The sequence below is a fragment of the Vibrio sp. VP6 genome (assembly GCF_028823755.1).
GTDB lineage: Bacteria > Pseudomonadota > Gammaproteobacteria > Enterobacterales > Vibrionaceae > Vibrio > Vibrio parahaemolyticus.
The window spans coordinates 23,407-49,048 of sequence record NZ_JAPEID010000016.1; the positions used below are offsets into that span (position 1 = coordinate 23,407).

Sequence of the window (25,642 nt, forward strand, 5' to 3'; positions counted from 1 at the left end):
CTTAATTACCTGCTATTGCCTGCTGTAACGCTTTAATCATTAACAGTGAAGAGGTTGCACCGGGATCTTGGTGGCCAATACTACGTTCCCCCAGATAGCTTGCTCGCCCTTTTTTCGCCAACATTTCAATCGTGGCAACCGCGTTCGTTTCTGCTAGCTCAACCATTTCATTCAATAAATGGTCAGCGCTCATGCCATTTTCTAACGACGCCTTCACGCTAACTAAAACGGGTAACCAAACATCACACATGGTTTTATCACCCAGCTCCGCTTTACCACGAGACACTACGCCATCCACACCGCTTTTTAGTGCATCCACTAACTCTTCAAACGTTAATTGCTCTCGAGTTCCGACAGCGGCAGCCGTGCGAATAAACAGCGTGCCATACAGCGGGCCACTTGCCCCACCGACACTAGAAAGCAAAGTCATGCCCGTATTCTTGAGAATGCTGCCGATATTTTGGTCCGCAAATTGCGGCAGTTTTTCAGCAACTTTTTTAAAGCCTCGGTTCATATTGAGACCATGGTCTGCGTCACCAATATCACGATCAAGGTCGGTCAGAAAATCTTGATTCTCTTGATACGTTTTTGCACATAACTCTAACCAGTGAACGATATGTTGTTTTTCAATTTGCATGTTTGCTCCCCCCTGTTACCACTTGATCGCAGCCGTATCGACAGGAGCATCAAACAGCTCCAACATCTCTTTATCTGCTTTCAGCAACGTAATTGAAACGCCTTCCATATCGAGTGACGTACAGAAGTTACCAACCATATTACGCACGATACGGAACCCCGCTTGCTCGCAGTTATGGGCAAGACGGCGGTACACCCCGTAAAGCTCAGAAATTGGCGTTCCGCCCATACCATTCACCATCACAATGTAGTCGTGTTCAGCGGCGAAAGGCTCAATGCTGGATTCCACTTCATCCCATTCACCTTCGTCACGATTCCAAATACGCAATATGCGCTGATAAGGCGTGTTTTCAGCAACTTCAGCAAACATCTCATCCACTAACGTATCGGCGTCGGTGTATTTCACTCGCTTGATACCTGGTTCACCATGGATACCAACACCAAACTCCACTTCATCATCTTCCAGAACAAAAGATGGTTTACCCGCAGCTGGCACAACACAAGCATTAAGCGCCACGCCAAATGAACGACAGTGATTATTGACGCGACGAGCCAGTGCTTCACATTGCTCCAGCGAATAACCTTTGTTCGCGGCAGCACCAACTAACTTCTCAACTAATACCGTTCCAGCAACACCACGACGACCAGCGGTATACAGGCTGTCTTTGACCGCAACATCGTCATCCACCAACACCGCCCCAACTTTGATGCCATCGGTATGAAGCAACTCCACGGCCGTTTCAAAGTTCAACACGTCGCCGGTGTAGTTTTTAATGATAAATAGCACGCCTTCACCAGTATTCACTTGGTTGCCACATTCGTACATTTGATCTGGCGTAGGTGAAGTAAATACCTCTCCTGGGCAGGCGCCTGTCAGCATGCCTTGACCAATAAAACCTGCGTGCAAAGGTTCATGACCACAGCCACCACCAGAAACCAATGCCACTTGCCCCGGCGTTTCCTCATGCCACATGTAACGAGGTTCGTAGTTAGCTTTTAGCTCAGGGCGGGACAATGCCAGGCCTTCCATTTGCTGCAATACAACATCATCGACTTGGTTAATTAACTTTTTCATCGTTCTATCTCATTCCATTTATATTTTTATGTAGGGTATGAATTCATCTTAAACAGAGAAAAAGCGTACTCAACAAAAATCAATCCGTTTCATATTGAAACAAAATCTTCGACATTCTTGTTTCAATATGAAACGAAAAACGACAAATTTTCCTGAATAGTGATCGTCGCCATAAAGCATGCTGATGCTTATTACTTCTGACAGTCGGTTTGACACAGAGGTCATAAAAGCATGGAACAAAATCAGAGATATCCTTCACCACTTACCACACCAAACCTAATATAAACCTTATCGCTACAATGGATTTTCATTGCAGTCCAAAACACACATAAAAAAGGTTAAAGGTTTGAATTATGGACAAAATTATTATCAGCCCAAGCAAATACGTCCAAGGTGAACAAGTACTTACATCTATCGCTCACTATGTGAAAACATTGGGTGAACGTCCGTTAGTAATTGCTGATGAGTTCGTGACTAACCTGGTTGGTGATGACGTCAAACAAAGCTTTGCTGACGAAAAGCTTCCACTCACTATGAACATTTTTGGTGGCGAATGTTCGCGCGTTGAGATTGAACGCATCACGGACATTTGTGCGACTCAAAAACATGATGTCATTGTCGGTATTGGTGGCGGTAAAACGTTAGATACAGCAAAGGCCGTTGCGTTTTACACCAAAATTCCTGTCGTGGTGGTTCCTACGATTGCCTCGACTGATGCGCCAACCTCTGCTCTTGCGGTGATATACACACCTGAAGGTGAGTTTGCGGAATACTTGATGATCCCTAAAAACCCAGACATGGTCATCATGGATACATCAGTCATCGCAAAAGCCCCAGTTCGCCTACTGGTATCGGGGATGGGCGATGCGCTCTCCACCTACTTTGAAGCTCGTGCCAACATGACTTCTGGTAAGGCAACAATGGCTGGTGGGTTAGCGACGCGTTCAGCACAAGCGCTTGCGAAACTTTGCTATGAAACCTTGCTTGAAGATGGTGTAAAAGCAAAAGCTGCGGTAGAAAATGGTGTGAGCACCAAAGCGGTAGAAAACATTATTGAAGCCAATACATACCTTAGCGGTATCGGTTTCGAAAGCAGTGGTCTAGCGGGTGCTCACGCTATTCATAACGGCCTAACCAAGCTCGAAGAGTGTCACCATCTCTATCATGGTGAGAAAGTCGCGTTCGGAACACTTGTTCAATTGGTGCTAGAAAACGCAGCGATGGAAGAGATTAATACGGTTCTCGCCTTCTGCCGCTCTGTAGGTCTACCAACCAACTTATTTGATATGGGCGTTAAAGAGCTTAATCACGATAAGTTGCGCGAGGTCGCCGAAGCTTCAACGGCCGAGGGAGAAACCATCCACAATATGCCATTCCCAGTTACGGCAGAAAATGTCTACTCTGCTATTCTAACCGCTCATCAACTGGGCCAATAACCCAAATAACTTCAAACGAGTTTGAGTCCCAAAAGGCAAGCCAAGGTTTGCCTTTTATGTTTCAACTGACTTATCACTTCCATTGACACCTGCCGATGGCAACATCAAAACAAACCGCGTCTTTTCTTTATCTGATGTTACTTTTATCTGTCCTTCATACGCTTGCACGATAGATTGGGTAATCGACAAACCCAGCCCTGCACCTACGCTACCGACATGTTGGCGAGATTTATCTGCGCGATAAAAACGGTCGAAAAGGTACGGTAAGTTTTGCTCGGCAATGGTATCACCTTGGTTGCTGACCGATACCGTCACCTGTTCATCAACCTCTTGAACGTCAATCACAATGGTTGAATCAGCATACGCATGACGAATCGCGTTGGAGAGCAAATTGCCCACCGCACGTTCAAACATGTTTTTGTCCATATAGAGCTGACCGTCGCCTGAGCTCACGATTTGCACATCGGCATCTTCGGCCAATATTTCAAAATACGCGACCAAACGTTCGATTTCCTCCTGCACCGCAAACACTTCGTCATGGCGATGAATGAGCTTGTTTTCAGCCTTGGCAATGTAGAGCAAATCGTTGATGGTTTTCGTGATGCGGTTGAGTTCTTCCAACGTTGAGGCAATCGCATCCTGATACTCTTCAGGCGTTCGACACGCACCTAAAATGACCTGATTTTGCGTAGTAATGTTGGTGAGTGGCGTTTTTAACTCATGTGCTATATCAGAAGAAAACTCGCTCAAGCGGCGAAAACCAGTTTGCAACCTATCGAGCATCGCGTTGTGTTTGTTGGCTAACTCGCGCAGTTCTATTGGCAACGAATCGGGGTCGAGACGAATGCCCATTTGCTCTGGTGATATCTGTTGAATGTGCTGATTCAATCCCACAATCGGCTTCAACCCACGTTTTACCATCCAACCGCTCAACGCGGAAGAAATCACAAACGCCAAACCGAGCGCCCAAAACAAAATCCAGTCGAGCTTATCCAAAAACAAAATATGGTGGTTGATACTCATGCCGAGCACCACCTGATACTCCCCAGCTTGAAACGCAAACGCGCGAATATTCAGCGAGTCCTCACTCCATTCGATGGAGCGCTCGTGATTTAAAACTTGAGGTGAGCTAATGCTGTAGGCTCGGTTCTGAGGAATCGTCAGGCTCGAATTCTGATAGACGTTCTGCTTGCCTTCAAACACCCACATGTAGAGCGTGCTGTTATTCGCTTGCTTGAACACATCCTCTGGCGAGCGTTTTAACTCGTTCTCAATGGCATTGAACTTACTGGAAATATAGCTGAAATCTTGCGAATAAAAGTGGCGCTCAATGGCGTACTGTAGGATGAAAGCCAAAGAAAAATAGGTCACAAACGTCATACTAACAAACATCAGCACGAGCTTGTTTTTCATGGAAAAAGGCAGCGAGAACTTAGGCATCACGACTCTCTTCGAGTTTGTAGCCCATCCCTCTGACAGTGTGAATCAGTGGTTTATCGAACGGTTTGTCCACTTTGCTACGCAGACGTTTGACCGCCACATCAATCACATTGGTATCGCTGTCAAAGTTCATATCCCACACTAACGACGCAATGGTGGTACGCGAAAGCACTTGGCCAGTTTTGCGCATCAACAACTCAAGCAGGGCATATTCTTTGGCGGTAAGCGACATCGACTGCCCCGCGCGCGTGGCAACGCGTTTGATCATATCAAGTTCTAAATCTGCCACACGTAATGTTTGCGGCGATGCGACCACTTGCGCGGCAATATGATGACGAAATACGTTTTGAACACGCGCCAGTAGCTCTGCAAACGCGTAAGGTTTTACCACATAGTCATTGGCACCCAACTCAAAACCGCGCACGCGATCTTCCACTTGCTCCTTCGCTGTCAGCATGATCACAGGGGTGTGAATCCCACTACTGCGCAATGTGTTAAGCACCTGCCAACCATCGAGTTTAGGCAACATAATGTCGAGGAGGATTAAGTCATATTCTTCACTGGTAGAGTGATAAAGCCCATCGACCCCATCATGCACTAAATCCACCACATACCCAGATTCAATCAAACCTTTTTGCAGATATTCTCCGGCTTTGTGCTCATCTTCGACGATCAATATTTTCAACTTTACTTACCTAGTGTGTTAGCGGGAGGATGAGAACCCAGTATAAAGCTCGAAAAAGAGCATGATGTGAACCACACCATACTCTTCCTCCTTGGTAAACCATTATCGATTATTATCGCGTTCGGCATAATGCACTTTGACATTCACTTTGCCCAAATATTCCAACTGACCATCTTCATTCATGCGTTCTTGCACAGTCACGAAGCCACCATCTTTTAAATGCGTACTGCGAGACTTCACATTAAACGTCAGGATATTGAGCTCTTTATTCAGTTCACGAGCCGACATGGTTTTAAGTGAATTGAGTTCAGACAGAGCCTGTTGATAAGCCTCATCTGACGTTGCTGTCGGCGTAACTGAGATGGTTTTCATCTCTTCGCGGCTCACGTAGTTGCCACCAGTGAAAAGTGGTTGAGCGAATGCAGATGCGCTAGTCATTGCCATTACCGTTACAAAAAGAGCAGTTTTGATTGCGTTCATGTTGTTAACCTTTGAGTGCTTGTTTTCAATGAGGTCATTATTGAACACCGCCTCTGACACCACCCTTTCAACAACATGACATTTTTGTCATGAAAGCAACCTATTGGCGAAGGCGCTTGAGCGCTCCATCACGCTTAGAACAAGACAAAAAAACGGCACATACTCTCGCATGTGCCGCTTAGGATTTTTGCTGTTAAGCGTTATTACTCAACCGTTACCGCTTTCGCTAGGTTACGTGGTTGGTCTACGTCCGTACCTTTGATCAGTGCTACGTAGTAAGACAGCAATTGCATTGGGATGGTGTAGTAGATCGCCGCCGTGATTTCACTAACGTGAGGCATCGTGATGATCTTCATTGTTTCATCGCCTTCGAAGCCTGCGTCTGCATCTGCGAATACGTATAGAAGACCGCCACGTGCACGCACTTCTTCAACGTTTGATTTTAGCTTTTCAAGTAGGTCGTTGCTTGGTGCAACCACAACAACAGGCATGTCAGCATCAATCAGCGCAAGAGGACCGTGTTTCAGTTCACCCGCCGCGTACGCTTCTGCGTGGATGTAAGAGATCTCTTTCAGTTTTAGAGACGCTTCCATCGCGATTGGGTAGAACTCGCCACGGCCTAGGAACAATGTGTGGTGCTTGTCTGCAAAATCCGTTGCTAGTGCTTCAATTTCTTTCTCGAAAGAAAGTGCCGCGTTGATTTGCTTAGGAAGTGCATGTAGCGCTTCGACAATCTCTTTTTCTTTCTCTTTGCTGATGCGGCCTTGCTCTTTACCCAGTGCTGTTACCAGCATAAGCAGTGCAGAAAGCTGGGTCGTGAACGCTTTGGTTGAAGCCACGCCGATTTCGACGCCAGCGCGAGTCATGAATGCAAAATCTGACTCACGAACCAAAGAAGAACCCGCTACGTTACAGATGGTCATCGCCGCCATGTAACCTTTCTCTTTTGCTAAGCGAAGAGCGGCTAACGTATCTGCTGTTTCACCAGACTGAGACAACGTAATAAGAAGGCTGTTTGGACGAGTCACAAACTTACGGTAACGGAACTCAGACGCGATTTCGACGTCACAGCTCACGCCAGCAATGTCTTCAAACCAGTAACGCGCTGTCATACCTGCGTTGTAAGACGTACCACACGCGACGATTTGTACGTGTTCTACTTTGCTTAGAATGTCTGCCGCATGCACACCGATCGCATCAGTTACAACAGAGTCTGCCGTGATGCGGCCTTCCATTGTGTTGATCAACGCTTTAGGTTGCTCGTAGATTTCTTTTTGCATGAAGTGACGGTATTGGCCTTTATCACCGGCATCATGCTCTGCATTTGATTCGGTAATTTCACGCTCAACACGTTCGCCAGTCACATCGAAAACCGTTACGTCACGGCGAGTAATTTCTGCTACGTCACCTTCTTCTAGGTACATGAAGCGACGTGTTACGTTAAGAAGTGCAAGTTGGTCAGAAGCAAGGAAGTTCTCACCGACACCAAAACCGATCACGATTGGGCTGCCAGAACGTGCTACGACGATGCGAGATGGGTCTTTACGATCCATCGCCACTGTGCCGTACGCGCCTTCAAGTTGTTTCGCGGTTTTTTGTACCGCTTCTAGTAGAGATTCAGCTGTACGCAGTTCCCACTCAACCATGTGTGCGATAACTTCTGTATCCGTTTGCGATTCGAATACGTAACCACGAGATTGAAGCAGTTCACGCAGCTCTTCGTGGTTTTCAATAATACCGTTGTGAACCACCGTGATGTCGCCAGACATGTGTGGGTGAGCGTTGATTTCAGAAGGTTCACCGTGCGTCGCCCAACGAGTGTGAGCGATACCAGTACCGCCAACCACTTTCGCTTCATCAACCGCGTCCGCCAACTCTTGTACTTTACCTAGGCGACGAATGCGCGTTAGGTTTGCTTCAGCGTCAACAATTGCCACGCCCGCAGAGTCGTAACCGCGGTATTCCAAGCGGCGTAAGCCTTCAACTAAAATTTCTGCAACATCTCGTTGTGCTACTGCACCTACGATTCCACACATGTGTTTATCTCCGTTTGTAGTTTTGTTCTTCCCTAGCCATGTTTCAGATAGAGGCAGCAAGCAAAGGCCTGTATTCAGAGGGAAGCAAAATATGAAACTGATTGCATTATTAGATTAGGCGCAAATGACTTTCACGCCATGTTGTTCAATCTGTACTTTGTGCTCTGGTTGGATATCCGCATCGGTGACCAGCACATCAATTTGATGCCAAGCGAGCTCTAAGTTAGGGATCTTACGGCCGATTTTTTCGGACTCGATCATAACGATGACTTCACGAGAGACTTCTGCCATCACCTTACTTAAGCCAACCAACTCATTAAATGTTGTGGTTCCGCGCTCCAAATCGATGCCATCCGCACCAATAAACAGCTGGTCAAAGTCGTAAGCTCGTAATACAGATTCGGCTACTTTGCCTTGAAAAGATTCAGAGTGCGTATCCCAAGTTCCGCCTGTCATTAGCAGAGTGGGTTCACTCTCTAGCTCGTTAAGGGCATTGGCGACGTGCAATGAGTTGGTCATGACCACCAAGCCACGTTTGTCGTTCAGTTGCTGAATCAGCGCAGCGGTCGTGCTACCGCTGTCTATCACGATTCGATTATGGTCGCGAATCAATGATGCCGCAGCTTTCGCCAAACTTAACTTTCGAGTCGAAACATTAGAGCTTAGTTCTTCATGAATAACTTCCGTAGGGATGGCAATCGCACCGCCGTATCGGCGTAAAAGTTGTCCATTTTTTTCTAGAGAAGCTAAGTCCTTTCTAATCGTGACTTCTGAGGTTTCGAACTTTTGAGCCAGTTCATCAACACTGACTTCTCCTAGCTCATTTACCATGTTTGAAATCGCGTGTCTTCTCAGTTGAGTGTTTCGTTTCGACATTTACGTTTTGAATTTAAGTTTCGATGTGAAACTTATTATAGTCAAACCGAAACTTTCAAGTCCATTTATTTTGATCCAAAAAATTAATATTTCTCGATAAAACCTTGTCCTAAGACAATTCTTAAACAGTGATATTGGATTCATTCGGTGGTAGAATTCGCCACCGAAAAGAAAAAAAATTACAGAACTGACGGCTATTTTTTTGCAACTTTCTGCATATAAAGTGGGATTAGTCACAAAAAGGTAACCAAAATCGCCGATCTTTTAGTCATAAAATGACTAAACTTGGTGAAAGACTTTCAGAATCTGAAGTTCAATAATACGGCGGAAAATCGGTGGGTGGCAGGCACTAAATGTCATCAAAAGCGCCTAACTTCAGAGTAAATAACCGACTTTCAAATTGTAACTATACTTACCGGAGAGTATCTTCCATGAAAAAGACCAAAATCGTTTGTACGATTGGCCCTAAAACTGAATCTGTAGAGAAGCTAACTGAACTAGTAAACGCAGGCATGAACGTAATGCGTCTTAACTTCTCTCACGGTGACTACGAAGAACACGGCACTCGTATCGCGAACTTCCGCAAAGTAATGGAAGCTACTGGCAAACAACTAGCAATCCTTCTAGATACTAAAGGTCCAGAAATCCGCACTATCAAACTAGAAGGCGGTAACGACGTTGATCTAGTAGCAGGTCAAGAATTCACTTTCACAACTGACACTTCAGTTGTAGGTAACAAAGACAAAGTTGCAGTAACTTACGCTGGCTTCGCAGCTGACCTAAACGTTGGTAACACTATCCTAGTAGACGACGGTCTAATCGAGATGGAAGTTATCGCAACAACTGACACTGAAGTTAAATGTAAAGTTCTTAACAACGGTGCTCTAGGCGAAAACAAAGGTGTTAACCTTCCTGGCGTTTCTGTAAACCTACCAGCTCTATCTGAAAAAGATAAGAACGACCTTAAATTCGGTTGTGAGCAAGGCGTTGATTTCGTAGCTGCATCTTTCATCCGTAAAGCTTCTGACGTTCAAGAAATCCGTGAAGTTCTAGCTGCAAACGGCGGCGAGAACATCCACATCATCTCTAAGATCGAAAACCAAGAAGGTGTTGATAACTTCGATGAGATCCTAGAACTTTCTGACGGCATCATGGTTGCTCGTGGCGACCTAGGTGTTGAAATCCCAGCTGAAGAAGTAATCTTCGCTCAGAAAATGATGATCGAGAAGTGTAACCGTGCACGTAAGATGGTTATCACTGCAACTCAAATGCTTGATTCTATGATCAACAACCCACGTCCTACTCGTGCGGAAGCAGGCGACGTTGCAAACGCAGTAATGGACGGCACAGACGCAGTAATGCTTTCTGGCGAAACAGCAAAAGGTAAATACCCTGTTGAAGCGGTAACTATCATGGCTCAAATCGCTAAGCGTACTGACTCTGTACTTAAAGCTGAACTAGGTTCTCGTCTAGACAGCCCACGTCTACGCATCACTGAAGCAGTATGTAAAGGCGCAGTAGACACAGCTGAAAAACTGGCTGCTCCACTGATCGTTGTTGCAACTGAAGGCGGTAAGTCTGCACGTTCAGTACGTAAGTACTTCCCAACTGCAAACATCCTAGCGCTAACAACTAACAAGAAAACTGCAGCACAACTAGTTCTAACTAAGGGTGTTACTCCAGTTGTTGTTGACGCTATCGAAAGCACTGACGCATTCTACGTAGCAGGTAAAGAACTTGCTCTAGAATCTGGTCTAGGTAACAAAGGCGATATCGTAGTAATGGTTTCTGGTGCTCTAGTCGCTTCAGGTACTACGAACACAGCTTCTGTACACGTACTATAAGACTGAATTTTTAACATTTCAGTTTATTGAGAAAGAGGGCTTATGCCCTCTTTTTTTATATGGCTTTCTTGCTCTAATAATACGCTACCTGTATCATTCACCTCACGCAGAACTGCGTACTGTTTAATTTTGTCGTCACGATAAAAAATTCTATGAGGTGTATGTGTCCAGTCCCACTCTTACCGACAAAGTATCAAAAATGATCTGTCAGGATATCCTGACTGGTGAGCTAAAACCTGGTCAAAAACTTGTGGTTGCAGAGCTAAAAGAGAAATACAACGTAGGTGCCTCCCCTATTCGCGAAGCATTGGTTCAGCTATCGTGGAGCAAATACGTCAAACTCGCGCCGCAAAAAGGCTGCTGGGTTGCGCCAGTGTGTAAGCATGAGTTGAATGACTTGTATGAAAGCCTACGGATGACGGCTTCATTTCTATTGAAAAAGGCGATCATGACAGGTGATGAGAACTGGGAACTGGACGTCCTAACTTCATACCACAAACTATCTCGAGTGAATCTCGACCAAGGCTTTTGCTGGAGAGAGTGGGAAGAACGCCACTATCACTTTCTTGAGGCGTTGCTTGAGGGGGCGAACTCACACAATTTGTTTACCTTCTTCCGAGATATTTTAAACCAGATCAAGCGTTACCATTACTTTGCTATGCAGGTACTAGGAACGAACAATCAAGGTCACTGCAATATCGATGAACAAGAGATGATCATGAAGTTATCGCTGTCTAAAAATAGTGACGATGCGGTGCAGTTTCTGGATCGTTATTTGTTGAAGTCGTTGCAATGTGTCGAAACCGCCATCGACAACCCGCTATAAACGTCACGCCAAATCAACTCGCTTATTAACGAAAAAATCGGGTATATCCCGATTTTTTCTTTTTGGTATAAACGGTTCTCTCGCCCATGTGAACTAAGCAATATCATCAATGCTATGACACAAAGAAATGCAGTTTCTACCAGCGCTTTTGGATTCATACAGCGCGATATCTGCGCACTTATAGCTTCGAGTTCGGTCGGCGGTGAGGTCACTATAACCCGCACTGACGGTAACGGTCATATTGCTTCGCAGCTGAACCGCGACTCGCAAACGATTGAGCACCACTTCGGCCTCTTTGACTGTGGTATGAGGCATGATCACCGCAAACTCCTCACCACCAACACGAGAAACAAAATCCGTAGTGCGTACTTCACGCAGTAACGTTTCTGCGACGCTACAAATGACTTTATCCCCTTCATCGTGACCGCGTTCATCGTTAATGCGCTTAAAGTGGTCAATATCAAACAAAGCCAAACACGTCGTCGGTGTATCAGGATAACGTTCTACAATATTCGCGTAGTGGGTTAATTGTTCTTCAAACTTTCTGCGGTTCCACAGTCCAGTCAAACCGTCTTTCTCACTTAAGTTGCGCAGCTGCTCTTCCAACGCTTTACGTTCAGAAATATCCACCAGCGAAGTGATGTAATAGCTGATTTTACCGGACTTTGTTAAGTTCGCTTGGATACGCATGATCGCCGTAAACACATGATTCAATTGGGTACGGCAGCGTACTTCGCCTTCCCAAACATTCTCGCGCCCTAACTTATTCCAAATGTTTAGCGTCTCTTCGAGGTCTTCAGGAAGCAAAATCAGGCTGTGGGCATTCGAGCCTTTCACTTGTTCGGTAGAATAACCCATCATGTTTTCAAACTCTTGGTTGACCATAATGATGCGGAGCGATGCGTCAGAAATCATGACGGCGGTCATACCATCGAGTGCGGCACGGGCTAACTTCGATTCCACACTATGACGACGGTAATGCAGCGCCAACGCGGTAATTGGCAAAGTGAAAACCAGCACAAGACTTAAGACAAACAGGGATTCTTGAATAAGGTCATTGATGTCGCGCGTCGCTCTTTTTGACAACTGCTCATTCGAGAGGTCGATGATGAGATGCAAAGGCTCGTTGGAGACAAACTTAATCGAGCTAAACGCAATCAAATGTTCACCGTTATAAGAGTACCCCGCTTGCTCAGATACTACTCGCGGCCATATATCTGGATACATGTTCGAAAAATTAAACTGAGAACGCTCAGGAATAATATCGCCATACAAGCGCGACTCGTCAGGACTCGCGATATAAAAGCCGTTGTGCTTAACCAACTCGATGTGGAAATCTCGCACTGGTGAATAGTTGAGAAGGGATGACAGATACTCGATATCGACATTCAACACTAAGTAACCCTGTCGAACGTCATTCACTGAAATTGGCATCAAAATGCGTAGTGACGGACTTAGCGGATAAACCAATTCACCTTTGTCCCTTTCAAGTTCAATCCCCCAAGCTGAGATTTGCTCGTTCTCCAAACTCTGCGCGTATTTAAAATACTCTCGCGCAGATTTATCTCGAAGGATCAATGATGGGCCAGCGATGCCGGTTTTGAAATCGTATTTAATGCGAACTTTTTCGGTGCCAGAGGTATCGAGAAAACGGATCTGCTTATACAGTTTTTGGTTGCGAGCAACCGAGCTCCACATGTTCTCTAAGATGGTCAGATTGGCTTTACTGGGTTCACGTAAGTAATCGTAAAGGCTTTGACTGTGACCAAGTAGGTCGCTGATGGTTTCTATCTGATCTTGAATATTGTTGTATTCGCGCCCGGTGTAAGCCAGTTGGTGTAAGGCTTCTTTGGCGGTGTTTTCAACATTATTCGCTAAGAGGGCTTGGTATTTCTGGTAGTAGTAGGTGGCGGTGAGGGCACTAAAGAATAGTGCTGTCGCCAATAATGTGCCGACCAGCTTTTTTACTTTCACGCGTCCTACAGCCTATGATGCCTACTAAAACGACAATTATATCATTATTTGGCAGCATCTAAACAAAAAGCCACTGTAATACAGTGGCTTTTCGGTCAGATATGAGGCTTGTTAAGGCTTTAACGCTCGTTCTCCACGGGCAATACCCACTACCCCGCTACGTGCTACTTCGACCACTTCGGTGACTTCGGAGATGGCTTGGATGAACGCGTCGAGCTTTTCACTGGTGCCAGCAAGCTGCACTGTGTACTGAGAAGCGGTGACATCCACAATCTGTCCTCGGAAAATATCTGCCGTACGTTTCACTTCCGCTCGCGCAAAACCACTGGCTTTCACTTTCACCATCATCAGTTCACGTTCAATGTGTTCAAACTCAGTGACTTCTTGTACTTTCAGTACATCAATCAACTTGTGTAGCTGTTTCTGGATTTGCTCCAGCTGCATTTCATCCGATGTGGTTGTGATGTTCAAACGCGATAACGTTTCGTCATCCGTCGGCGATACGGTCAATGATTCAATGTTGTAACCACGTTGAGAGAACAAGCCGACAACACGAGACAACGCACCCGGTTGGTTTTCCAATAGCAATGAAATAATGTGTCTCATATTAAGTTCTCTCCGTTTTGCTTAGCCACATCTTGTCCATACCTTCGCCTTTAATTTGCATCGGGTATACGTGCTCGGTTTCGTCTACGTTGATATCAACAAACACCAAACGATCTTTCATATCCAACGCTTTTTGTAGCCCTTCTTCGAGCTGATCTGGCGTTTCGATACGAATGCCGACGTGACCATAAGCTTCTGCAATCGCAGCAAAATCCGGAACAGAACTCATGTAAGAGTTAGAGTGGCGACCTTGATAAATTATGTCTTGCCACTGTTTTACCATACCGAGGAATCGGTTATTCAGATTGATGATCTTCACAGGAATATCGTACTGCATGGCCGTCGATAGCTCCTGAATGTTCATCTGGATACTGCCATCACCCGTCACCACCACCACTTCTTCTTCAGGCATCGCGAACTTAACGCCCATACCAGCAGGAAGACCAAAGCCCATTGTGCCCAAGCCACCCGAATTGATCCAACGGCGAGGTTTGTTGAATGGGTAGTACAACGCCGCAAACATTTGGTGCTGGCCTACATCAGACGCCACATACGCGTCACCATTGGTTAGCTTGTGCAGTGTTTCAATGACTTGCTGTGGCTTGATACGATCCGACGACGTTTCGTAAGACAAGCACTGACGATCGCGCCACACTTGAATATCATCCCACCACTTAGTGATCGCCGCTTCATCGTTGCCACAATCTTGCTCTGCCAGTAGACCAAGCATAGTAGTCAGTACTTTTTCAGCAGAGCCTACAATTGGAAGATCCACTTTGACGTTTTTGGAGATCGACGACGGATCAATATCAATGTGCATCACATTCGCATTTGGACAGTACTTCTCAAGGTTATTGGTGGTGCGGTCATCAAAACGCACCCCAATACCGAAGATCAGATCCGCTTCGTGCATAGCCATATTGGCTTCGTAAGTACCGTGCATCCCCAACATACCAAGCGAGTTTTTGTGAGTACCCGGAAATGCACCTAGGCCCATTAAGGTACTGACAACTGGCAGGTTAAGTTTGTCTGCCAGTTCTAAAATATGTTCGTGAGCACCAGAAATGACTGCGCCACCACCGACATAAAGCACCGGTTTTTTCGCTTCAATCAAAGACTTCAGTGCTTTCTTGATTTGGCCTTTATGACCCGAAGTGGTTGGCTTGTATGAACGCATCGAGATGCTTTCTGGATATTGGTAAGGCAGTTTGATTTGCGGATTCATTACGTCTTTAGGCAAATCAATCACAACTGGCCCAGGACGACCCGTTGTTGAAATGTAGAAGGCTTTTTTGATCGTTTCAGGGATATCTTCCGCCTTTTTCACCAAAAAGCTGTGTTTTACTACCGGACGAGAGACGCCCACGATGTCACATTCTTGGAAAGCGTCGTTACCAATCAGGCTGTTTGGCACGTTCCCTGAAATCACGATCATCGGAATGGAGTCCATGTACGCCGTTGCAATACCGGTAATAGTATTGGTTGCGCCAGGCCCTGAACATACCAGTACCACACCCGGCTTACCTGTTGCGCGAGCATAGCCATCAGCCATGTGTGTCGCAGCCTGTTCGTGTCTTACTAGTACGTGTTTAATTTGGTCGGTTTTTGCGTGCAGTGCATCATAGATATCCAAAACGGAACCACCCGGATAACCGAAGATCTGCTCTACGTTTTCCTCTATCAGAGATTGCACCACCATCTCTGCACCTGACAACATTGCTGTCATAATTGCTCTCCTTACCCAGAATTCCACACCGTAAGGTCAACGGTTTGGTCTGGTTTTACATAGTCTAGGTCTTATTCGTAGCCTAATCGAAATACTTCCACGTTTTCGGCTATGTCTTGCGTTCGTCATAACATCCCGCAAGGTTCATCAACAAATGTAACGGTTTATTAGCAACGGGTCTAATGAGAGATATGTCTAGTTTTTAAACAAGACACTAGAAAGCAGAACGATAACAGGAATAGAAGCCAACTAAGCGCAAATAAGCAGCACGATCAAAAAACATAACGACAAAAAAAAGAACATAATTTCACAGAGATTTACCCAAACATCAGAAATTCACCCGTTATCTGCATCATCAAGCCGAACTGCTGCACATACAAAAATCCCCAACGATACCAAAAGGTACGGCTGGGGATCTTTTCATCAATCTGAAATCTAAGTCAGTGCTTGTTACTTTTTATCTGACTTTTCGTTGTACATTTCTTCGATTTCGTCTTGGTATTTATCGTTAATCACTTTACGACGCAGTTTTTGCGTTGGTGTTAACTCTCCATCGTCCATCGAGAAAGCTCTTGGTAGCAGTTTGAACTTCTTAACTTGCTCAAATTTCGCCAGTTCTTTTTGCAGTTCATTCACTCGCTTCTCAAGCATTTCGACCACTTGGTGATGTTTGATAAGCTCAACTCGGTCATGGTATGCGATGTTCAGTTCTTTCGCATATTCTTCAAGAGAGTCAAAACACGGCACAATCAGCGCAGAAACAAACTTGCGTGTATCGGCAATCACCGCAATCTGCTCAATGAAGTGGTCTTTACCAATCGCACCTTCGATCATTTGCGGTGCAATGTATTTACCACCAGAGGTTTTCATCAGTTCTTTAATGCGATCGGTGATGAACAGGTTGCCATTTTCATCAATATGGCCAGCATCACCGGTCTTTAAGAAACCGTGCTCATCAAACGTCTTTTCGGTCTCTTCTGGCATTTTGTAGTAACCACGCATCACCATCGGGCCACGAACTAGAATCTCGTTGTTTTCGCCAATCTTCACTTGCGCGCCAGGCATCGACATACCAATAGAATCCGGATCAAAGCACTTGTCATCCCAGCACGAAATCGTCGCGGTGGTTTCTGTCATGCCGTAGCCCAACTTCACGTTGATGCCAATAGCATGGAAGAAGCGCCCAATGGTTTCATCCAACTTCGCGCCACCGCATGGCATAAAGTTGATACGACCACCGAGCAGTGCACGCAGCTTACTGAGCACCAGCTTGTCAGCTAATGCGTGTGCTTTGCGCAGCATCATCGAAGGTTTGCGCTTTTCTTGATGGCAAAGTGCCATTTTCGCGCCCATGTTCACCGCCCAAGTAAACATGATCTTGCGATGAATCGGTGCTCGAGACACTTTCTCGTGAATCGCTGAGAAAATCTTTTCGTAGAAACGAGGAACTGCACACATCACGGTTGGACGCACTTCACTTAATGCATCGCGCACCTGCATAGTGTCTTGCAAGTAACAGTTCGTCGCACCTTTGTATAATACGTAGAATGTCCAAGCGCGTTCAAATACGTGTGAAAGCGGAAGGAAACACAAAGAAACATCATCTTGAGATAAGCTCAAGCGTTGGTCGTGACCTTCTAGCTGCGCTGCGATGTTGCCATAATCCAACATCACGCCCTTAGGTTGACCCGTTGTACCTGAGGTGTAGATCAGCGTAAGCAAATCATCAACTTTCGCTTGTTCCAAACGCTCATCAAGTTCAGCTTGATGGCTTGTATCGCCTTTTGCGACAAAGTCTTTCCAAGAGATAGCAAAGTCATGATCGCCAAGCTCAATATCGTCCGACATCGCAACAATCAGCTCTAACTGCTCACATTGTTCAAAAATGCTCACAGCAGCATCAAACTGAGGCTGTTCGCCAACAAACAGAACTTTTACGTCTGCGTTGTCGATGATGTATGCCGACTGAGCAGCAGTATTGGTTGGGTAGATAGGCACCGTCACGCCACGCAGTTGCAGTGCGGCGAAATCAGCAATCGTCCATTGCGGCATGTTGTTTGAGAAAATGCCGATCTTATCTTGGACTCCTAAACCCTGAGCCAAAAGTGCAAGCGATAAAGTATCAACTTGCTGACCAAACTGCTCCCAAGTAATACCTTGCCATGCTCCTGCTACTTTATGTTTCAGTGCAACGCGGGTACCACCGTTCGCAATTTGTTCACGAATACGTTTAACGATATGAAAATCTAACTTGGCCATTCTTTTACTTACCTTTTGGCTTACAGGCGTAAGCTATTTGAGCGAACAAGTGTACTCACGCAATGCTAAAACGCAACTGACCAGTATCAAACTTATCACTAATAAGAGACAACTATCACTAATGAACTCAAGGCCCAATTGAAGTTGCTGGAGGTTTAGGCAAAATAACTTGCTGTTTCGCTTATTAATTAACCTAAATAAAAAGCCCCGAAAGACAAGCGTCTCTCGGGGCCAAACAATTGTAAAAATTGATGATTACAAATCCAGTCTGACCAGTTCATCAGACCAAATAATAAACTTATTTTGATGCAACCACTTCACCACACGTCACCATTAGCTGGTCACGTAGCCAAATGTGGCCTTTGTCTTTTTCACTTGATTCATGCCAGCTAAGGAAGCCGCTGATTTCTTTGTTCGCAAATGGGAAATCTAGAATCTGCAGTTGGTCACTGTTCACCGCATTTTCCGCCATCCAGCGTGGTGCGATAGTCACTAACTCAGATTGGCTAACAACGTAAAGCAAGTTGCTTAGGCTTGAACCTTCGTACGCAGCTTGGCAGTCAAGCTCGCGGTACGCCTGCTCAGAGAAGCTACGTTGACCGTGAACTTTAGACAGTTTCGCGTGCTTTTCGTTAATTAGCTGCTCGGCGCTTACGCCACCTTGAATACGTGGGTGCGTTTTCGAAGCGATAACCACCAATTCATCTTTGAAGATTTCTGTGCTTGAGAAACCTTGCTCATCAAAACGAGCGTAATCGATCACGAAGTCGATTTCTTGGTAACGCATACGCTCAGAAAGAAGACGGTCAAATTCCGCGTCTAGATGCAGCTGAACGTTTGGCGCTTGTTGATTAATCTTCGCCATGATTTTTGGAGCAAAGCGCATGTCACATGGGCTGCAAATCGCCAGCTTGAATAGACGAGTTGACGACTCTGGTTGGAATACCGAGCTTGGCAATTCGTTACGGATCAGTTGCAATGCTTGGCGGATAGGGCCAAACAGTTGACGCGCACGTTGAGTTGGTTGAATACCACGGCCCTGACGCATGAACAGTTCATCGTTAAACATCACTTTTAGACGTGCCACGGCATTACTTACTGCCGGTTGAGACATGCCTAAGTTGTGTGCTGCACGAGTGATATTTTGCTCTTGCATCACAGCATCAAATACAGTCAGTAGGTTCAAATCTACACCACGCAAAGTGCTTTCCATACGGTAGCTAGCAATTGCGCTCATCGCATCTTTCTTCTCTAACATTGAGTGCGCCTCTTTTGTAATCGTCAAATTGTTTCAATGAATTCATAACGAATAGAATCCCATCTCGCACAAAAGACGGCGGCTGGATTCGAATCATTTTTACGAATAGAAACCTAATTTTTATTATATTTATCGTCCGGATACTTCCGGCTCGAAGCGTACTATCAACTAATCGATTGGGGTTTAGCAACTAGATTGACATTTAATCACTAAATTTTAGCCACTTAGGTATTTAATCATTTAAAATCAACAAATTGAGAAAAACATAAAAAACTATAAAACAACTAAAACCACACTCTTTGAGTATGTATTTAGCAAATTGATAAGACTAAGAACAAACATCGAAACACATTTACCCCACCTATCAATAACCAACAGACCAAAAAACACAGCCTATGTCTTTGGCGTAAATTTGCGCGTATCAGTCAAATAATCTGCAATTAAACAATGAATAGAAATGAACGAGAGGGAATAAAAATGCAGCCCTTCGAAATCGAAAAGCTGCATCAAGTACCATGTAGGAATGTTGGAAGAAACGTAATAATAGGTAGTTAATAGTTATTATGTGTTTGCCACAAACAATCCGAGCAAACAAACTTAGATATTGGATACATAGCTCGGAAAATCCACCTGCTCCCACAACTGTTTGGAGAGTTCTTCTTGCGAATCCCACGCCCCTTGTAAAACCCAATTCACGATGGCTTGTGCAACGTCGGGGTATTTAACACTCTCAGCTTGCTGCTCTTTGAGCCACTGACGTACGGTAGAAATGTCTAAACTGTCCATTGCAGTGGCTAACCCAAGATCTTCAAGTGTGGCTACGTTGCTCTGCTGTTCAAATTGTCCTGCCAGTGGTTTCATTAGCAGTTTTTTGCCAAGAGAAAGTGCTTCTGAAGGCAATTCAAAACCACCATTGGCGATGACCCCACAGCAACGATGTAGATGGTGCTGAAAGTTGGTGTGGCACAGCGGACGCAATTCTATGTTCTCCACTTTCTCTACTTCTATCACGTCGGGGTGATAACAAATAAACGTCTGCTGATTAAAGTGGAACAACAAGTCGCAGATGTCCTCAATCGACTCAAACGGTAAATACACCAACACGAAATCATCGTTATCCGCTTGGTTATCCAAAGTGTGAACGATGGGCGGTAGCAACGGCTGATCAAAGTGATACCAGTGCAATCCAAGCTGATGTTGAGATGGAGCAAAATACTCAAGTACTGATTTATCCAGCCAGCTCGCCCCCTTCAGAGGCACTGGATAGCGAAACGCATTTTGGTGACTGATACCGATACACGGCTTATTTTGTTGACGAGCAGCCCAAGCCGTGACGGGTTCAAAGTCGTTGATGATTAAATCATAAGGCGCCAGGTTGAGTTGGTTCACTTCTTTGAAAAAATGAATCAAATTGTTGTTCAAGGCCGTTTTGGCGTAATTGACCGAGCCTTTTTCCGTCACAAACGTAAAACCGCGACGAGTCTGATAATCGCCAAACGCTTCCATTGAAAAGTATTTCTCCGGTGCTCGTCCAGAAAAAAGAAAGTCGACCTGCACATCGTGCGATTCAAATGCCTTGCTCATTGCACGTGCACGTGCGATGTGGCCATTTCCCGTACCTTGAACACCGTATAGAATTTTCATCCATTAGCCTCCTACGATCGCAATAGCTAGAGCACCACACGCACTTCCCAACAGCGCCCCGATGATGACGTCAGTAAAAAAATGGACACCAAGCAAAATACGCGCCGTGCCAATTAAGCTCGCCCAAGAGAATGCGGCATAACCGAGTTCTGGGTAGTAATGGTTGATAAGTGTTGCCATGACAAACGCAGCAGCAGTATGTCCAGACGGTAAACTGTAGCGATCAGAAGGGGTGATAAAAGCAGGTAACAAAGCGCTCAGTTCTTCGGGACGACGGCGTTTAAAGCTGTTTTTTAACGTCCAGTAAATGGGTAACTCGACTGCAAATGCCAGCAATCCGGCTAACATAAACCAAGAGCCGTGTTCTTTATCTAAATACCAAGCTAACAGCCCTAAGACGACGTAGAGATGCCCATCTCCACTGTGCGAAACGCCTTTACTGATGTTGGCAACTTGTTGGTTAAAACGGTGCTGAAGACATACGCTAGAGAATGCTAAATCAAACTTAGCGATGGTTGCTATTGGCTGTGTGATTGTCTCAATGGTTCGCATGTGACCTTCCCTTACTTTGACAACGCCTTTGTGTGCAAAGTAGGAGGTTTAGGTGACAGCTACATGACGGGAAGTTGGACAATTAGTGACAAAAGTAGAATGGACGGAATAGCGCACATTGATGTGCCCAACCATACCGTTAAACACATCAATAAAAGCAATAAGAATTACGAAGGGTTAGCTGGTGAGGCTGACGGCGTATCGATATACCAAACTTTGCGTTTTTTGCGGCATGCGCGTAGTGACCCCGTGGTCACATCACCGTCTTTAGTTAACTCATAGCTCAGCGCTCGACAAGTGAAGCTGCCCAGCAGCTCGTGTCGGGCACTCGATACGGAATGAGTCGCTTGCTGAGCATCGAGCAACGGATTCGGTTGAGTCGACAAAATATCGCGATTCACTACGTTGCTGCGTACGTAATCTTGGTGCACGTAGCCCTTAATAACGCCTTTTTGTTCAACCAGAATCCAAGGTTCTCCTTCTACTCTCGCCAACGCATTGAACACTTCGCCTTTTTCAAGTTGCCCCAGCTTTGTACTCTCTACACTCGGTTTGGAGCGCAAATTTAACCCCGTTTTTGAACGATAGGAGACATCCATGAACTCCAGCTTGTTAGAGGTATCCACTCCTTCTTCTACTGGTCTGACTATCTCAGCTTGTTGCCACTCATTAGGTTGCACGCGGATCTTCCACCACGAATAGGTGTCAGGATCTTTGCCTTTGAATTTATCTCGGCTATCCGACTCAAGCGCCACCAGCATTTGATTTAAGAAAGATTCCCGCCCTTCACTGCTTAAGTACATGTCCATTTGATCGCTGATCACCATAATACTTTGCGCATGATCGTTCACGATCACCGGAGAAGCCACCTCAGCATTCGTGTTTGATTGAAACAGCTGACAACCAGATAAGCTGATCAATGTTAATGCGAGTGCCGAACGTCCAAGTTGTTTTGCTGTGACCATGAATCCTTTACCTTCTGTTTCTCTTCACCTAATGCAACTGCACTACTATAAATGGTCAGCGCGTATTTTCGCCAAGCAATTAAGACCTTTGTGTGATAAGTCGCAATCCCTATACCGGAATTTTGATAACACAAAGCTTTAGGCTGTGATCTTTGTCGCCACGCTCAGGTTCTAGCACGTTTCCTTCACTTTTAACTGATTGCACTTTGAATTGATTGAATGTGTCGATGTATCAGCTGCCTATTATTAAACCACTCATCCGATATGAATAAAAAATCGACTTTAGGGTTGACGCGCTCCAAGGAGTGCGGTACTAATTTGTTAACTTAAATTTGTGGAAAGCTTAACAACTATGTCAGCTCATTTTTCTATCCTGCTTAGCCTCCTCCTGATCGTGACCAGTTCGCGCGGGTAGGCTGTGGAAGAAAAATAACCACACCAATTTCTTAGAAACCCGCATGAAAATGCGGGTTTTTTTATATCTAAATACTGGAAGTAAACGATTAACTTGCACGAAAGTGCAGAAATCAGGAAGGAAGCAAACATGAACGATCAGGTCATTATATTCGACACCACCTTGCGTGATGGCGAGCAAGCGTTGTCAGCAAGCTTGACGGTTAAAGAAAAACTGCAGATTGCCTATGCGCTTGAAAGGCTGGGCGTTGATGTTATCGAAGCCGGTTTTCCTATCTCTTCCCCTGGCGATTTCGAGTCCGTACAAACTATTGCAAAACACATCAAAAATAGCCGAGTTTGTGCCCTTTCGCGTGCCGTTGCGAAAGACATCGATGCCGCAGCTGAAGCACTAAAAGTTGCTGACCAATTCCGTATCCACACTTTTCTAGCCACTTCCACGATTCACGTTCAAGACAAGCTACGCCGCAGTTACGATGACGTACTTGAAATGGCGGTCAACGCCGTTAAACACGCGCGTAACTACACCGATGATGTCGAATTTTCTTGTGAAGACGCAGGCCGAACACCAATCGACAATCTATGTCGCATGGTTGAAGCCGCGATTGATGCTGGAGCAAGCACCATCAACATTCCCGATACCGTTGGCTACACAGTGCCAAGCGAGTTCGGTGGCATCATCCAAACGCTTTTCAACCGCGTGCCGAACATCGACAAGGCCATCATTTCTGTGCACTGTCATGATGACTTGGGCATGTCGGTCGCAAACTCAATTGCAGCAGTACAAGCCGGTGCTCGCCAAATTGAAGGCACCATCAATGGTATCGGCGAGCGTGCGGGTAACTGCTCACTAGAAGAGATCGCGATGATCATCAAGACGCGTCAAGAGCTTCTGGGTGTAAGCACGGGGATCAAGCACGAAGAAATCCATCGTACTAGCAAGTTGGTGAGTCAACTGTGCAACATGCCGATCCAAAGCAACAAAGCGATCGTGGGTGCCAATGCATTCAGCCATTCTTCAGGTATCCACCAAGACGGCATGTTAAAGAACAAGAACACTTACGAGATCATGACACCTGAGTCGATTGGTCTTAAGAACCAAGCACTTAACCTAACCAGTCGTAGCGGCCGAGCGGCGGTGAAGAGCCACATGGATTCCATGGGTTATAAAGAAGATGAGTACAACCTAGACGCACTGTACGCCGATTTCTTGAAACTGGCCGACCGTAAAGGCCAAGTGTTTGATTACGATTTGGAAGCACTAATGCACTTCTCCAACTTGCGTGAAGAAGATGACTTCTACAAGTTGAATTACCTAAGCGTGCAATCGGGCAGCGTGATGGCAACCACCAGCATCAAGATGCAATGTGGTGATGCGGAAATGTGTGAAGCGGCGGTCGGCAATGGTCCGGTTGATGCGCTATACCAATGTATCTACCGCGTGACCGGTTACGAGATCGTACTAGATAAATTCGATCTAACCGCAAAAGGTGAAGGTGAGGATGGTCTAGGTCAAGCAGACATCATTGCCAACTACAAAGGTAGAAAATACCACGGTACGGGCGTTTCAACCGATATCGTAGAAGCTTCTGGTCAAGCGCTATTGCATGTTATCAACAGCATCCATCGCGCAGACACCATTGCCGAGATGAAGCAGAAAAAGATTGCTACGGTATAGTCATGCTGAGCTTCATCGCTCAGAGACACACAACACGATTTCAAATAATTAAGCTCAAAAATTAGAAGATTAAAGGAATAACATGACAGACAAATCATACAAAATTGCCGTACTTCCTGGTGACGGCATCGGCCCAGAAGTGATGGCTCAAGCGCATAAAGTTCTGGATGCGATCGAGCAAAAACATGGCATCTCATTTGAGCGCGAAGAACATGATGTTGGTGGTATTGCTATCGATAATCATGGTTGCCCACTTCCAGAAAGTACGGTAACAGCGTGTGAAGAGTCTGACGCGGTTCTATTTGGTTCGGTTGGTGGCCCTAAGTGGGAACATTTGCCACCAAACGACCAGCCAGAGCGCGGTGCACTGCTGCCACTACGTAAGCACTTCCAACTGTTTTGTAACCTTCGTCCAGCGCAAATCCACGCTGGTCTAGAAGCTTTCTCACCGCTACGTGCAGACATCTCAGGTCGCGGCTTTGATATTGTCGTCGTACGCGAACTAACTGGTGGCATCTACTTCGGCCAACCGAAAGGCCGCGAGGGTGAAGGCGCTAACGAAAAAGCATTTGATACCGAGGTGTACCACCGCTACGAAATCGAACGTATTGCAAAAATCGCGTTTGAATCTGCTCGTCTACGTCGTAAGAAAGTGTGCTCAATTGACAAAGCAAACGTGCTGCAGAGTTCTATCTTATGGCGTGAAGTTGTGGAAGAGATTGCCAAAGACTACCCAGATGTCGAGTTGTCTCACATGTACATCGACAACGCGACCATGCAGTTAATCAAAGACCCAGCCCAGTTTGACGTCATGTTATGTTCAAACATCTTTGGTGACATCATCTCTGATGAGTGTGCAATGATCACGGGCTCTATGGGCATGTTGCCTTCAGCAAGTCTTAACGAAAGCAAGTTCGGCCTATACGAGCCTGCCGGTGGCAGCGCACCAGATATCGCAGGCAAAAACATTGCTAACCCAGTTGCACAGATCCTTTCTGCAGCACTGATGCTGCGTTACAGCCTTGGCGAAGAAGCTGCGGCGCAAGATATCGAATCCGCAGTATCTAAAGCACTTTCGGCAGGTGAGCTTACCGCAGACCTAGCAAGCGACAAGCCTGCACTGACGACATCAGAAATGGGTGACAAGATCGCTGAGTACATTTTGAACTCATAAACAGACTGACATTATAAATATAACTGTCGTTTGCCATCACCAGAGCGGATCATCCCGT

General features: G+C 45.7%; 20 protein-coding genes. 5 read left to right on the forward strand and 15 right to left on the reverse strand.

Annotated features, from left to right (window positions below; translation table 11 throughout):
* Nucleotide 1: 1 nt before the first annotated feature.
* Both dhaL and dhaK read right to left on the reverse strand, forming a co-directional pair.
* Entirely contained in the window at nt 2–637 is a 636-nt protein-coding gene (gene dhaL, locus OU793_RS12080) for a dihydroxyacetone kinase subunit DhaL (RefSeq protein WP_005379705.1), read from the reverse strand.
* Between the two features lie 15 nt (nt 638–652).
* Nucleotides 653–1,711 carry a dihydroxyacetone kinase subunit DhaK gene (gene dhaK / locus OU793_RS12085; protein WP_025500392.1) on the reverse strand — a complete coding sequence of 353 codons (1,059 nt, stop codon included), beginning with the start codon at nt 1,709–1,711 and terminating at the stop codon, nt 653–655.
* 353 nt (nt 1,712–2,064) lie between these two features.
* Here dhaK and OU793_RS12090 point away from each other — a divergent pair, with 353 nt between their 5' ends.
* Nucleotides 2,065–3,147, forward strand: a complete 1,083-nt coding sequence (locus tag OU793_RS12090) for a glycerol dehydrogenase (protein ID WP_006742744.1) — start codon at nt 2,065–2,067, stop codon at nt 3,145–3,147.
* Nucleotides 3,148–3,201: 54 nt separating this feature from the next.
* Here the strand turns inward: OU793_RS12090 and OU793_RS12095 are convergent, their stop codons facing one another.
* The 5 genes from OU793_RS12095 to OU793_RS12115 form a co-directional block, all read right to left on the reverse strand.
* A complete protein-coding gene (locus OU793_RS12095; RefSeq protein ID WP_180793917.1) occupies nt 3,202–4,587 on the reverse strand; it encodes a heavy metal sensor histidine kinase in 1,386 nt (461 codons plus the stop codon).
* Complete coding sequence (locus tag OU793_RS12100; protein ID WP_025557656.1) at nt 4,580–5,272, reverse strand: heavy metal response regulator transcription factor; 693 nt, start codon at nt 5,270–5,272, stop codon at nt 4,580–4,582. Before OU793_RS12100 ends, OU793_RS12095 begins: the two co-directional genes overlap by 8 nt.
* A gap of 102 nt (nt 5,273–5,374) precedes the next feature.
* Complete coding sequence (locus OU793_RS12105) at nt 5,375–5,752, reverse strand: DUF3316 domain-containing protein (RefSeq protein WP_021823444.1); 378 nt, start codon at nt 5,750–5,752, stop codon at nt 5,375–5,377.
* A 203-nt stretch (nt 5,753–5,955) separates the two neighbouring features.
* Nucleotides 5,956–7,788: a glutamine--fructose-6-phosphate transaminase (isomerizing) gene (glmS, locus tag OU793_RS12110; protein ID WP_005453795.1), complete on the reverse strand. Its 1,833-nt coding sequence runs from the start codon at nt 7,786–7,788 to the stop codon at nt 5,956–5,958.
* Nucleotides 7,789–7,902: 114 nt separating this feature from the next.
* Complete coding sequence (locus tag OU793_RS12115; protein WP_005453786.1) at nt 7,903–8,664, reverse strand: DeoR/GlpR family DNA-binding transcription regulator; 762 nt, start codon at nt 8,662–8,664, stop codon at nt 7,903–7,905.
* Nucleotides 8,665–9,095: 431 nt separating this feature from the next.
* Here OU793_RS12115 and pykF point away from each other — a divergent pair, with 431 nt between their 5' ends.
* Both pykF and OU793_RS12125 read left to right on the forward strand, forming a co-directional pair.
* Complete coding sequence (gene pykF / locus OU793_RS12120; RefSeq protein WP_005453794.1) at nt 9,096–10,508, forward strand: pyruvate kinase PykF; 1,413 nt, start codon at nt 9,096–9,098, stop codon at nt 10,506–10,508.
* Between the two features lie 157 nt (nt 10,509–10,665).
* Nucleotides 10,666–11,334 (forward strand): GntR family transcriptional regulator, encoded by a 669-nt coding sequence (locus OU793_RS12125; protein ID WP_005480529.1) that lies wholly within the window; start codon nt 10,666–10,668, stop codon nt 11,332–11,334.
* A 93-nt stretch (nt 11,335–11,427) separates the two neighbouring features.
* Here the strand turns inward: OU793_RS12125 and OU793_RS12130 are convergent, their stop codons facing one another.
* From OU793_RS12130 to OU793_RS12165, 8 genes are all read right to left on the reverse strand, one after another.
* Entirely contained in the window at nt 11,428–13,308 is a 1,881-nt protein-coding gene (locus tag OU793_RS12130; RefSeq protein ID WP_140102963.1) for a GGDEF domain-containing protein, read from the reverse strand.
* 111 nt (nt 13,309–13,419) lie between these two features.
* Nucleotides 13,420–13,914, reverse strand: a complete 495-nt coding sequence (gene ilvN, locus OU793_RS12135) for an acetolactate synthase small subunit (RefSeq protein WP_005459526.1) — start codon at nt 13,912–13,914, stop codon at nt 13,420–13,422.
* A 1-nt stretch (nt 13,915) separates the two neighbouring features.
* The gene (locus tag OU793_RS12140; protein ID WP_140102962.1) at nt 13,916–15,640 is read right to left on the reverse strand and encodes an acetolactate synthase 3 large subunit; all 1,725 of its coding nucleotides are present in this window, start codon (nt 15,638–15,640) and stop codon (nt 13,916–13,918) included.
* A gap of 450 nt (nt 15,641–16,090) precedes the next feature.
* Nucleotides 16,091–17,899, reverse strand: coding sequence for a long-chain fatty acid--CoA ligase (locus OU793_RS12145; protein ID WP_005480577.1), 1,809 nt, complete (start codon nt 17,897–17,899; stop codon nt 16,091–16,093).
* 298 nt (nt 17,900–18,197) lie between these two features.
* A complete protein-coding gene (gene calR, locus OU793_RS12150) occupies nt 18,198–19,157 on the reverse strand; it encodes a LysR family transcriptional regulator CalR (RefSeq protein WP_005459522.1) in 960 nt (319 codons plus the stop codon).
* A gap of 597 nt (nt 19,158–19,754) precedes the next feature.
* The gene (locus tag OU793_RS12155) at nt 19,755–20,801 is read right to left on the reverse strand and encodes an MJ1255/VC2487 family glycosyltransferase (RefSeq protein ID WP_005488416.1); all 1,047 of its coding nucleotides are present in this window, start codon (nt 20,799–20,801) and stop codon (nt 19,755–19,757) included.
* Between the two features lie 3 nt (nt 20,802–20,804).
* Nucleotides 20,805–21,353 (reverse strand): phosphatase PAP2 family protein, encoded by a 549-nt coding sequence (locus OU793_RS12160; RefSeq protein ID WP_005488413.1) that lies wholly within the window; start codon nt 21,351–21,353, stop codon nt 20,805–20,807.
* Nucleotides 21,354–21,520: 167 nt separating this feature from the next.
* Nucleotides 21,521–22,318, reverse strand: a complete 798-nt coding sequence (locus OU793_RS12165; protein WP_020904276.1) for an SH3 domain-containing protein — start codon at nt 22,316–22,318, stop codon at nt 21,521–21,523.
* Between the two features lie 544 nt (nt 22,319–22,862).
* Between OU793_RS12165 and leuA the strand changes: the two genes are divergently transcribed.
* On the forward strand, nt 22,863–24,410 hold the full coding sequence (gene leuA / locus OU793_RS12170; protein WP_017449029.1) for a 2-isopropylmalate synthase: 1,548 nt from the start codon (nt 22,863–22,865) through the stop codon (nt 24,408–24,410).
* An 82-nt stretch (nt 24,411–24,492) separates the two neighbouring features.
* Nucleotides 24,493–25,584 carry a 3-isopropylmalate dehydrogenase gene (gene leuB / locus OU793_RS12175; protein WP_005459506.1) on the forward strand — a complete coding sequence of 364 codons (1,092 nt, stop codon included), beginning with the start codon at nt 24,493–24,495 and terminating at the stop codon, nt 25,582–25,584.
* Nucleotides 25,585–25,642: the final 58 nt, after the last annotated feature.